Annotated in this window: 8 protein-coding genes and 1 pseudogene; 6 read left to right on the plus strand and 3 right to left on the minus strand. The window is 36.9% G+C overall.

The annotated features are described in order from the left end of the window. Positions 1-385: 385 nt before the first annotated feature. The 4 genes and pseudogenes from ACG94X_RS14375 to ACG94X_RS14390 form a co-directional block, all read left to right on the plus strand. Positions 386-1,810, plus strand: coding sequence for a GntP family permease (locus ACG94X_RS14375; RefSeq protein ID WP_419384395.1), 1,425 nt, complete (start codon positions 386-388; stop codon positions 1,808-1,810). A gap of 33 nt (positions 1,811-1,843) precedes the next feature. Further along, a complete protein-coding gene (locus ACG94X_RS14380; RefSeq protein WP_419384396.1) occupies positions 1,844-2,629 on the plus strand; it encodes a 3-hydroxybutyrate dehydrogenase in 786 nt (261 codons plus the stop codon). A 261-nt stretch (positions 2,630-2,890) separates the two neighbouring features. Continuing rightward, positions 2,891-3,847: a 3-hydroxyacyl-CoA dehydrogenase NAD-binding domain-containing protein gene (locus ACG94X_RS14385; RefSeq protein WP_419384397.1), complete on the plus strand. Its 957-nt coding sequence runs from the start codon at positions 2,891-2,893 to the stop codon at positions 3,845-3,847. A 252-nt stretch (positions 3,848-4,099) separates the two neighbouring features. Then, positions 4,100-4,222, plus strand: a pseudogene (locus ACG94X_RS14390) (IS982 family transposase); the annotation flags it as partial. A 71-nt stretch (positions 4,223-4,293) separates the two neighbouring features. On the opposite strand, the gene ACG94X_RS14395 reads toward ACG94X_RS14390, so the two are convergent. Next, positions 4,294-5,085: an enoyl-CoA hydratase-related protein gene (locus tag ACG94X_RS14395; RefSeq protein ID WP_419384398.1), complete on the minus strand. Its 792-nt coding sequence runs from the start codon at positions 5,083-5,085 to the stop codon at positions 4,294-4,296. A gap of 413 nt (positions 5,086-5,498) precedes the next feature. Here ACG94X_RS14395 and ACG94X_RS14400 point away from each other — a divergent pair, with 413 nt between their 5' ends. Beyond that, complete coding sequence (locus tag ACG94X_RS14400) at positions 5,499-5,936, plus strand: universal stress protein (RefSeq protein WP_419384399.1); 438 nt, start codon at positions 5,499-5,501, stop codon at positions 5,934-5,936. A gap of 59 nt (positions 5,937-5,995) precedes the next feature. Here ACG94X_RS14400 and ACG94X_RS14405 read toward each other — a convergent pair whose 3' ends face one another. Further along, on the minus strand, positions 5,996-6,313 hold the full coding sequence (locus tag ACG94X_RS14405; protein WP_419384400.1) for an MGMT family protein: 318 nt from the start codon (positions 6,311-6,313) through the stop codon (positions 5,996-5,998). 110 nt (positions 6,314-6,423) lie between these two features. Here ACG94X_RS14405 and ACG94X_RS14410 point away from each other — a divergent pair, with 110 nt between their 5' ends. Next, entirely contained in the window at positions 6,424-7,398 is a 975-nt protein-coding gene (locus ACG94X_RS14410) for an alpha/beta fold hydrolase (protein WP_419384401.1), read from the plus strand. A 239-nt stretch (positions 7,399-7,637) separates the two neighbouring features. On the opposite strand, the gene ACG94X_RS14415 is transcribed toward ACG94X_RS14410, so the two are convergent. Then, positions 7,638-12,226 (minus strand): beta strand repeat-containing protein (locus ACG94X_RS14415; protein WP_419384402.1); only part of this gene is annotated, 4,589 nt, incomplete at its 5' end.

Here is a 12,226-nt window from a genome sequence, read left to right on the forward strand (position 1 = left end):
AATTTGAAAATCTTGCATATCATCTTAACCATAAAAATATCACTAAATAACCATTTTTCTTTTTAATTATTAATAACGTATTACTTAAAATACGAGCATAATGAATTCCAATTGATTAGTTTTCCATATTAACTCATAAGTATTTTCAAATAATAGCCTTAATTATTTGCATTATAGTTTTAACCATCATTTGGAAATGGATATTCCAATTTGTAGATCGGGACGATTTATAAAAACTAAATTTATTGATGAAAATCAATTTCTCTAGATATCCATTTTATTCGTTTCACTCATTAATATTTATGATTAAGGCAAGCTTGTGGTTATTTACAATAAAAAACCAAGGTGGTCTTGAGCTATATTCTTTAAGGACGGAGTAAAAAATATGTGGGAACTGGGTATAATTTTACTTTCTCTAGGCTTGTTAATGTATACAGCCTATAGAGGATTCTCTGTCATTCTCATGGCACCAATTTGTGCCTTATTAGCCGTCTTGCTGATTAATCCTGCCAATGTTTTACCATTTTATTCTGGCGTATTCATGCCAAAAATGGTTGGTTTTATTAAAGATTATTTCCTTGTTTTTTTACTCGGAGCGATTTTCGGTAAAGTCGTTGAAATGTCTGGGATTGCCGAATCTATTGCCAAAACTATTGTCAAACTGATTGGCTCTAAAAATGCCATGCTGACTGTTGTACTTCTTGGTGCAATTTTAACGTATAGCGGTGTCAGTTTATTTGTCGTAGTTTTCGCAGTCTATCCATTTGCCAACCAACTGTTTAGACAAGCAAATATTCCTAAGCGTTTGATTCCAGGAACAATCGCTCTTGGGGCATTCTCATTCACGATGGATGCTTTACCAGGTACGCCACAAATTCAGAATGTTATTCCAACCACATTTTTTGGAACAAACATTTATGCCGCTCCTTTCTTAGGAATTATCGGCGCAATCTTTGTTTTAGGTGTAGGCTTAAGTTATTTGGAATGGCGCCGTCGTGTTGCCGCTCGAAATGGTGATGGCTTTGCATCTGGTATCACATTAACAGAAGCTGAACTTAAACAATTCGAGAATCAATCTCTACAGCAGGATAATGGTTCTGGTCTACGTCAGTTTATGGCGTTCGTCCCATTAGTTTTAGTCGCAGTAACCAATAAATACTTATCTACAGCAATTAAAGATTGGTATCCGAATGGCTTTGATTTTAATGCAATTGGGCTGGCAAACTATACTGTGGATGTAGCAAAAACATCTGCAATTTGGGCCGTAGGTTTAGCATTAATCGTTGGAATTATTACTGCGATCATGTTTGATTATCGTCGTGTATCGACCAGTTTTAAAGAAGGCGTAAATGCCAGTATTGGTGGATCATTATTGGCAGTTATGAACACGGCTTCTGAGTACGGTTTTGGTGCAATCATTGCTGCGTTACCAGGTTTTGCGGTGATCAGCCATGCATTAGGACATACATTTACCAACCCATTGGTCAATGGAGCAGTCACCACAACCGTTTTAGCAGGGATTACAGGTTCTGCTTCAGGTGGTATGAGTATTGCCCTAAGTGCAATGGCTGACCAATACAATCTAGCAATTGCAGCCATGGGCATTCCTCCTGAAGTCATGCATCGTATTGTTGCAATGGCATCAGGTGGTATGGATACCCTACCGCATAACGGTGCTGTAATTACCTTACTTGCAGTAACAGGGCTGACCCACAAGCAGTCTTATAAAGACATTTTTGCCATCACCATCATTAAAACTGTTGCCGTATTCGTCGCAATTGCAGCATTTACATGGTTTGGTATTGTCTAAGTTTATATTCTAGAAAAACACAGGGAGTAAATAATGAGCCAACTTCTCAACGGTAAAGTCGCATTCATCACAGGTTCAGCAAGTGGTATTGGGCTTGAAATTGCCAAAAAATTTGCCCATGAAGGCGCAAAAGTTGTCATTTCAGATATGAATGCTGAAAAATGTAATGAAGCGGTTTTAGCATTAACTGCTGAAGGATTTGAAGCCTTATCTGCACCCTGTGATGTTTCTAATGAAGATGCTTATGCAGCTTCAATTCAACTCGCACATACACGTTTTGGGCGTTTGGATATTTTAATTAATAATGCAGGTTTTCAGTATGTTGCATCTATTGAAGAGTTTCCAACCGAAATTTATCAAAAATTATTAAATGTCATGTTAGTGGGCTCATTTATTGGCATTAAACACGCTTTTCCAATTATGAAAACCCAAAAATATGGTCGTATTATCAATATGGCTTCGATCAATGGGCTAATCGGTTTTGCAGGAAAAGCGGGCTATAACAGTGCTAAACATGGCGTGATTGGTTTGACTAAAGTGGCGGCTTTAGAATGTGCACGTGATGGCATTACAGTCAATGCGCTCTGCCCAGGCTATGTTGATACACCATTGGTTCGTGGTCAAATTAAAGATTTGGCAAAAACACGTAACGTCAGTGAAACAAGCGCGCTTGAAGATGTCATTTTAGCCATGGTGCCACAAAAACGTTTACTCAATGTTGAAGAAATTGCTGATTATGCAATTTTCTTAGCCAGTGAAAAAGCTGCTGGTGTAACGGGTCAAGCCGTTGTCATGGATGGTGGATACACCGCTCAATAATATTCCTTCATCATTTAAATATGCATGATGACATAAAAGTTTGATGTTCTTTTAGAACATCTAACAACACTTAAAAATCCAAAGGATTATTCATCGCTGATATATAAATCGTCATCTGACGAAATTCATCAGCTTTGGTTTAGGGGGGATATCTCCCTCCCCCCGTTTTTTAATATTTTCTGATTAAAAATTAAAATTTCTGAGTTCGCTCCGTAATCAAATTCGCCCTGACATTCCTACTTTATTAAAGGAAATAAATACATGAAACAAGTGAATAAAGTTGCCATTATTGGTACTGGTCTGATTGGTGCAAGTTGGACAGCTTTCTTTTTAAATAAAGGATTTCAGGTCAATGCTTTTGACCCTGCGCCTGATGCAGAAGTTAATTTAAACAATAGAGTGCGCACGTATTTACTCGATCTATTTGAGTTAAATGAAGAAAAAAATACATCATCTGATGCTTATATTTCAGATACTTTAAAAAACTTAACTTTTTTTAACCATCTCGCAGATGCAGTAATAGATGCAGATTTTATTCAAGAAAATGGCCCAGAACGAATTGATCTGAAAAAAGACTTATATACTCAACTCACTCAAAACTGCCCTAAAGATACTATTATTGCCTCAAGTTCGTCGGGTTTAAAAATTTCAGATATTCAAAATGATTGTTTATATCCTGAAAGAATTGTACTTGGTCACCCTTTTAATCCACCACACCTATTGCCCCTTGTTGAAATTATTGGCGGGGAAAAAACTGAGCAAAACTATATCCAAGATGCGTTTGAATTTTATAAATTATTGGGGAAAAAACCCATTTTAATTCAAAAAGAAGTCAAAGGTCATGTTGCGAATCGCTTACAGTCTGCAATTTGGAGAGAAGCTTTTTATTTGGTTTCTGAAGGTGTTTGTAGTGCTGAAGATATCGATACTGCCATTACCAATGGACCAGGATTACGTTGGGCAATATTCGGTCCATATTTAAATATGCAGTTGGCAAATCAACATGGATTTACCGCAGCAATGCATCATTTAGGTGAGCCAATGTCTGAATGGTGGGCGGACATGAAACCGTATACTTTATCTGAAGAAAAAATTGATATGCTCAATGCGGAAACTCAAAAATTCATTCAAAAACTTGGAGATAAAAATCTCCAAACACTTCGTGATCAAGCTTTAATTAAAACCTTGAAAATGCGCAAAGCATTAGATTTACCTTAAGTTAAGGTAATACAAATTAAATAAACCTGAATTAGACCTAAAAATACGTAAAAAAAAGCCTTAACACCTATAACATATTGGTTAATAATACAAAACTTTTTAGGGTAAGGCTTTTTTTCATAGATAATATTACCGAATGCTTTTGTATTTCGGATAATTTCTGCAAAAAATTTAATGAATCTTTAAATAAGGCTTTAACCCTAGATCAAAAAATATGATTAATTCTTCCTTTTAGGAAATCAGCTTTTTCTTGGCTATAATCACTTAACCCCTTCACGCAGGAACATGAACAATAAACCTATTCAATCCGAAGAAGAAAGACAATTACTTTCCAGAAGAGGACTGATAGAAACTGCGAATGATCAGCTGCAAAATTTTCAATTTCCTGAGTAAATATGCGCTCATTAATTCATGTCCTCAATATTTTCAATATCTATTCTATGACATTATCGACCTTTAAAATTCGGCTCATCTTTCATCATAAATGCACGTGCACCTTCAAAGAAATCTTCCGTCTGCCCTGCAATACACTGTAATTCCTGTTCGACTCTTAATTGTTCTGTAAAATCATTTTGCATCGTAACTTGCATGGCTTTTTTAATTAAAGCCAAACTCACAGTCGCCTGCTTAGCCAAATGAGTTGCGAGTTTTTCAACTTCATTCTTTAACTCATCATCTTCAACAACTTTATAAATCATACCCAATCGTTCAGCTTCATCTGCGCTAATTTTTTCCGCAGTCAGCATCAATGCTTTCGCTTTTGCATAACCAATGAGCCGTGGCAAATACCATGTGATTCCTCCATCAGGAATTAAGCCAATTTTACTAAAGATTTGAGCAAATGCCGCAGATTTCCCTGCAATAGTAATGTCTGCTAATAACGGTAAACTTGCACCAATACCAGCTGCAATTCCATTAACAGAACAGATAATAATCTTAGGTATTTCAGTGATCAGTTTTAAAATCGGATTAAAATGTTTTTCCAGCACTTTGCCTAAATCAAGCGGCATTTCTACAGTATTGAATAATTCAGGTTTCATTTCCATCCCTGTACAAAATGCCCGTCCAGTCCCTGCCAGTACGATCACTTTGACTTCAGGATTATCTTTCCAAAGGGTCAGAACATCGGTTAACTCTTTACAAGCCGCAGCGTTCAAACTGCCATATTGCTTTGGACGGTTTAATGTTACATAACCAACACCTTGTTTCTGTTCAACCAATAAGTATTCATAATCCATTATTCATTTCCCTTTCGTAACATATTATTTTGTTTATTTTATATAACTATTCGAGTTTACGAGATTCACTTCTATTTTCATTGACCATTTCTATCAATTACTTAGGATTAAACTTCAATTTATGTATGCTTTTTGTTCCCATAATACTTTTTATTTTGTGAAAAAAAGTACAGGTTCAAGCCCTGTATAACTATTTAATATATTGATATTTATTTAAATTTATAAATTCATCATTTGAATATACATAAGCTTATTTAGCTTTAGTAGAAGTCATTAACTCTACTATTTATTCATATATTTTTACTGGGTTTTATTCAATTCATATTCACGTTATGATCATTCAATATGATTATTTTATGTCTTTAGAAAAGTTTCACACACATTCAAAACTGAGTAAAAATAAGGAAAATACTATGACTTATCAAAATATTCTCGTTCCTGTTGATGGTTCAGAAACAGCTTTAAATGTTGTAAAACATGCTGCTGAATTAGCTAAGGCATTCAATAGTAAAGTAACCGTGGTTCAAGTCATGACTTTAGACCCTTATATTGCTGCTGAATATATTTCCCATGGTCAAAGTAATATGTTAATTGAAAGAGCACGCGGATTTATTCAGGACAATATCAACTCTGCTAAACAACAGTTTTTAGATGAAGGTTTAAATGTAGAAACACGTGTACTTGAAGGTGAAAATATTGCACGTACCATTGCACAAGCCGTAAATGACTTAAAAATTGATTTAGTGATATTAAGTTCACATGGTCGTACAGGTATTCAAAAACTGATTATGGGTAGTGTTGCCCAAAGTTTATTAACTGAGTTACAAATTCCAGTTTTAGTCATTAAATAAAATATGAAAACCCTATTTTTATGATAAATAGGGTTTTTTTATTGAAAAATAATATTGTGCTATGGCAGCCATTGAAATTTTTTTAGATTAATTTTGCCATCAATAACGACTACATTTTCAGATAATAATAATGCACTTTGAATACAGAGACCTTGCTCATCTGTTTTATTTAAACTTATTTTACCTTGTGAATTAATCACCCGATACCAAGGAATATGATTTTCACTATCCAATTGCGCCAAAACACGTCCTACTAAGCGCGCATGTTTAGGTAATCCTGCCAATTTTGCAACTTGCCCATAACTGGCAACCTTGCCCTTTGGAATTTGAATAATCACATTTAATATCAGCTCAGCCAATTCTTTATTCTGTATCATCGTTTGTATTGACCAATAGTGAAGTGCATTATTCATTTTAGGCAAATGTATTTTATTTACTACTATTTTAATCTTAACTTGATAATTCAAAACAACAAGAGTACAGCACTATGAAACGGACTTTCTCTCAACTCCTTATTGCCTCTATGATTGGTTTAGGTACTGTGGCTTCGGTCGCTATAACCACACAAACTCAAGCTGCGCCAGCAATTGATATTCAAAGCGTTTTACAACAAGAACGTGCTTGGGCAGGTATGGAAACCAAACGTATTAAAGTCGGTGATATTGATTGGGCATATAGCGAAGGCGGACAAGCTGGAAAACCTACCCTTCTTCTTGTTCACGGTCTAGCAGGAAGTCGTGACAACTGGAACCGTTTAGCGCGCTATTTAACACCATATTATCATGTGATTATTCCTGATCTTCCTGGTCAAGGTGATAGTAAAGTTCCCAATGATTTTGATTACTCAATTCCAAATTTAACTGAAAAAGTTCGCCGTTTTGCCGAAGCAATTAAAGTAGAAAATGGTGTACATATTGCTGGGCATAGTATGGGTGGGTCTATTGCCCTGCTTTATACCGCACAATATCCTGTAGACACCAAATCTGTGTTTTTAATTGACAGTGCAGGTGTATTTAAATCTGCGAATACACCTTATTTAAAAGATCCAACGACCTTACGTAATATGGTGGTGAATAAAGCTGGTGATTTTGATCGATTGATGAAAATTGCAATGAATATTCCCCCATTCATTCCGAAAGAAATAAAAGATGCTCAAGAGAAACTCATGATCAGCCAATCTGCAAATACATCAAAATTGATTGAGCAGCTGATTGTGATGTCTAAATTATTTACACCGGACTCTTTTGCAATTGCTGCACGCTCAATTGATCAACCTGTATTGATTGCATGGGGTGATAAGGACCAAATTATCAATGTTGAAGCAGCTGCTGAATTGAAAAATCTTTTAAAAAATGCCCAAGGACCTGTGATTTTAAAAGGTGTTGGTCATATGCCAATCTTGGAACAAGAGCAATTATTGGTTAAGCCCTATCTAGATTTTTTAAGTAAGAATTCGAAATAAGTCGTCTTATACAAGCTGACTCAACACATTTTTAAATGAAGCCAGTATTTATACTGGCTTTTTTTCATCTGTGCATTTTCATCCAATATTTTTGAATATGATGCTGTATTGAAATACATCTATTTTACCAAGACATAAAAAAGCACCATTTTTACAAACAGTGCTTTTAAGTTTTTCATTATTTTTTAAATCAAGAGAATCCTAAGATTCTCTTTTTTACTTTTTAGCTCATGGTCTGATTAGTAAAGAAGTTGATGGTTTTTAATCAGCTCATCTAAAGAGGTATCAACATTTTTCAGTGTTAATACATCAGTCGAATTGAAGTGACTTCCTGTACCATCACGGTCAATCGAGATAACTGTATCTTTACCACCTTGAGTGTTGTACACAGTTAACGCTGTAATGAAATGATCAATATTAGATGCATCTACATGTTGCTCACTTAACAAATCAGAAACATCAATCACATCTTGTACGCTATGCTGTGCTGTAGTAGCAGTAGATGGCGTAATAGAGAATCCATTCCAAGTTTCGTGACCATTTCCACCTGTCGCATCGGTATCATTCAATACATTAAATATCAATGTATTGTGATGTGTACTTGTTGATGTAATCGTATCATCAGCAGTTGTACTCGTTACGGAAGTATTGTCTGGAGTAGCTACGGCTGCAGACATAAAGCTTGCTGCTTTAGCGGCTGCGCCAGTTGCATCTGCACTTGGATTACTTGCATTAAATGTATAGCCATTTGCTCCAATTTGAACATTTAGTTGTTCAGTTGAAGTATTACCCCACTGATCTTTTACAGTCACAGTAAATGTATCTGTTTTGCCTAAATGAGAGCTATCCATCAAGCGAACATAATCATAACTTCCGTCTAAATTAATTGTTAAAGTTCCATGTTGCCCAACAATTTTAGTTGATGTTCCAGAAATTACTGCTTTATTACCTTCAGATGCGATTTCAGAACTAACTGAAGAAACACCTATAGTACCTGTATGAATATCATTCCCAATCACATTTCCTGTGACATTTGATAATCCATAATCTGTACTAGATACACTGTTATAAGTATAGTTGCCGCTAACTACAATCCCAGCAAAGTTAAGTGCAGAAGTAATAGCAAATTTATACTCACCACCAGGCAAACTATTAAAAGCAGCAGTAACTGTACCTACGGCAATAAAAAATCCTATCAATAATCCTGCACCACTAACTGTCTGATATTTTTCATATAGACCTGTTGCAGGATTTAATTTATAAGCAACTACATCTAATAATGCACCACCAGCACCGATACCAGTTAATAAATCCGTTGAGAAAGTAAAGGATGAAGTAACACCATCATTAATATGTAATGTAGGTAAGTTTTGAGCTTGTGTGTTATTCAGTACACCAATAACATCGATGATTGACACTGAAAGAGGCCCGCCAGGATATACCGTAGCAACATTCGTTTTCACTGTCCCGTCAATCGTTGCAAGATTATTAATACCAACTAAATCTACAATTTGAACGACTTGCGATGATACCGCAGATGCATTTTGTGCTGCATCAATGACACGCGTTTGGAATGTTACATTACCAGTTGCAAGTGTTGCAGGTATTGGTGCTGTCCAATTTGTTCCATTTACATTTGCATCAATCCAATTCACACCATCTCTAGAAACTTGTACTTTATCACCCACAGCTAAAATGTTCGTGATTGTACCATTCACTGTTAGCGTATGATCTGTAGTGACCCAATCACCTATATTACCCGTATCATCACTTATACCTGTAATCTTCGATGTTACAGTTGGAGCAGTCGTATCAACAGTTAATGTCAATGCACCACTTTGTGCTGTCTCTACACCCGAATTAACAAGCGAATAAGTCAAATTATGCGTACCCGTCACAAGCGGTGTAGTTGGAGTCAACGTATTATCTACCGCGTTATAAGTAGCAGGAACATTTACACCATCAACATAAAGTTTCGCTGTTTGACCACTTGAAAGCGTCGGAATCACTAAACTAGGCGTTGTATCATTCGTAGATGTTCCAGTAACGAAAGTTCCCTGACCTGGATCAACATTATCAACATATGAAGTTGGTGTAGTTAAAGGTATAGCTTTAGTAGCAACATTGCTCTTATTACCGGCTAAATCTGTTGCAGTTGCAGTTACAGTCTGACCATTAGTAAGACCAGGATTTGGAACTGACCACACACCTGAAGCATTTGACACCACTGTCTGACCGAAAGCACCGTACATCACTGTAATCGACGTAAATGGATTTGATGTTCCTGTGATAGGCGCTGTTGCTGACAAATCGTTAAGGGTAATAAATGGAGCTGTCTGATCAATAACAATCGGATCGTGACTATCAATTGACTCAATACCAGCACGGTTGACTACACGAGTCTGCAATGTACCACGATCATAAACACCTTCTGGTAATGTAAATGACGTTTGACCCGTTATATTTATCCAGCTTTGACCAGCATCTATTGAGTATTCAAATAGCACAATATCTGAATCAATATTGGAAACATTCACCTTACCATTATTACTAATGCCGTCTTGACTACCTGTACCAGAGTCAACAGCTAATTGTAAGAATGGAGTAGCAATACTATTATCAAATACAATTTGACTTGTATTTGAATAAACAGCACTTGTATTGCCTGCTAAATCTGTTTGACGGACTTGTATTTTATTTGGAGCATAAGTCGTATTCGCAGTTGCAGAGAAAGAATCACCTGCACCTACCGACCATGTAGTACCTCCATCTAAGCTATATTCCCATTTTGCATTACTTTCAATACCTGAGACTTTGATATTTTCATAATCCCATGTGATGTTATCGCTGTTACTCACACCATAATCATTAATAGCAAAACTTGGTTTAACAACAGTTAAATCTACAGTGGTTGCTGGAAGTACACTATTTGAACTTACATTACCTGCAGCATCTATTTGTTGAACCAGTACTTTATTCGATCCATATACACCTTCTGGTAATGTAAAGCTTGTTCCTATACCAGTCGTCCATGAATTACCACCATCTACACTGTATTTCCAAGTTGCACCTGACTCTAGACCGCTGACTTTCACTACACCATCATTGGTATAGTTATCTGTGTTACTCGTACCTGAATCATTATTAAGCTTTAATGTAGGAGCAAGCGCCGATACATCACCTACAGATTCTGTCGCATTTGTAACATTACCTGCCAAATCTCGAACAGTCGCTGTGACAGTTTGACCTTCGGTGAGACCACTTGGATTTACAACACTCCATTTACCATCTGTACCGACAAGCGCTGGCACATTTGTTCCATTTGGGAATGTCACTGTTACAGTTGCACCAATTTCATTAGAAATACCAGTGATTACTGTAAATGGACCTAGGATTGGATTGATATCTAAAGTCGGTGGCGTTTTATCAATAACAATCGGATCGTGACTATCAATTGACTCAATGCCAGCACGGTTGACTACACGAGTCTGCAATGTACCGCGATCATAAACACCTTCTGGTAATGTAAATGACGTTTGACCCGTTATATTTATCCAGCTTTGACCAGCATCTATTGAGTATTCAAATAGCACAATATCTGAATCAATATTGGAAACATTCACCTTACCATTATTACTAATGCCGTCTTGATTACCTGTACCAGAGTCAACAGCTAATTGTAAGAATGGAGTAGCAATACTATTATCAAATACAATTTGACTTGTATTTGAATAAACAGCACTTGTATTGCCTGCTAAATCTGTTTGACGGACTTGTATTTTATTTGGAGCATAAGTCGTATTCGCAGTTGCAGAGAAAGAATCACCTGCACCTACCGACCATGTAGTACCTCCATCTAAGCTATATTCCCATTTTGCATTACTTTCAATACCTGAGACTTTGATATTTTCATAATCCCATGTGATGTTATCGCTGTTACTCACACCATAATCATTAATAGCAAAACTTGGTTTAACAACAGTTAAATCTACAGTGGTTGCTGGAAGTGCACTATTTGAACTTACATTACCTGCAGCATCTATTTGTTGAACCAGTACTTTATTCGATCCATATACACCTTCTGGTAATGTAAAGCTTGTTCCTATACCAGTCGTCCATGAATTACCACCATCTACACTGTATTTCCAAGTTGCACCTGACTCTAGACCGCTGACTTTCACTACACCATCATTGGTATAGTTATCTGTGTTACTCGTACCTGAATCATTATTAAGCTTTAATGTAGGAGCAAGCGCTGATACATCACCTATAGATTCTGTCGCATTTGTAACATTACCTGCCAAATCTCGAACAGTCGCTGTGACAGTTTGACCTTCCACTAGATTTCCTGGATTTGCAACCGTCCACGTACCATCTGTACCCACAGTCGCCGTTGCAGTCGTACCATTTGGATAGGTCACCGTCACCACAGCACCGATTTCATCCGAAATACCAGCAATAGCACCTGGACCTGAAATTGGATTGATGTCCAAGCTCGGCGCAGTCACGTCTGGGCTGACTGTTTCTGTTGCTGTCGCTGTGTTACCACTTGGATCAGTAACGGTTGCAGTCACGATACCGCCATCGACTAAGTTGCCTGGATTTGCAACCGTCCACGTACCATCTGTACCCACAGTCGCTGTTGCAGTCGTACCATTTGGATAGGTCACCGTCACTACAGCACCGATTTCATCCGATGTACCGCTGATTGGTGTGCTGCTGTCTGCTTCGATTGGATTGATGTCCAAGCTCGGCGCAGTCACGTCTGGGCTGACTGTTTCTGTTGCTGTCGCTGTGTTACCACTTGGATCAGTAACGGTTGCAGTCA

It is taken from the genome of Acinetobacter psychrotolerans (genome assembly GCF_048552595.1).
GTDB lineage: Bacteria > Pseudomonadota > Gammaproteobacteria > Pseudomonadales > Moraxellaceae > Acinetobacter.

Excerpts from the sequence above, each read along its gene's own strand:
- ACG94X_RS14375 (WP_419384395.1), top strand. The coding sequence starts at position 386 with ATGTGGGAACTGGGTATAATTTTACTTTCTCTAGGCTTGTTAATGTAT.
- ACG94X_RS14380 (WP_419384396.1), top strand. The coding sequence starts at position 1,844 with ATGAGCCAACTTCTCAACGGTAAAGTCGCATTCATCACAGGTTCAGCA.
- ACG94X_RS14385 (WP_419384397.1), top strand. The coding sequence starts at position 2,891 with ATGAAACAAGTGAATAAAGTTGCCATTATTGGTACTGGTCTGATTGGT.
- ACG94X_RS14395 (WP_419384398.1), bottom strand. The coding sequence starts at position 5,085 with ATGGATTATGAATACTTATTGGTTGAACAGAAACAAGGTGTTGGTTAT.
- ACG94X_RS14400 (WP_419384399.1), top strand. The coding sequence starts at position 5,499 with ATGACTTATCAAAATATTCTCGTTCCTGTTGATGGTTCAGAAACAGCT.
- ACG94X_RS14405 (WP_419384400.1), bottom strand. The coding sequence starts at position 6,313 with ATGATACAGAATAAAGAATTGGCTGAGCTGATATTAAATGTGATTATT.
- ACG94X_RS14410 (WP_419384401.1), top strand. The coding sequence starts at position 6,424 with ATGAAACGGACTTTCTCTCAACTCCTTATTGCCTCTATGATTGGTTTA.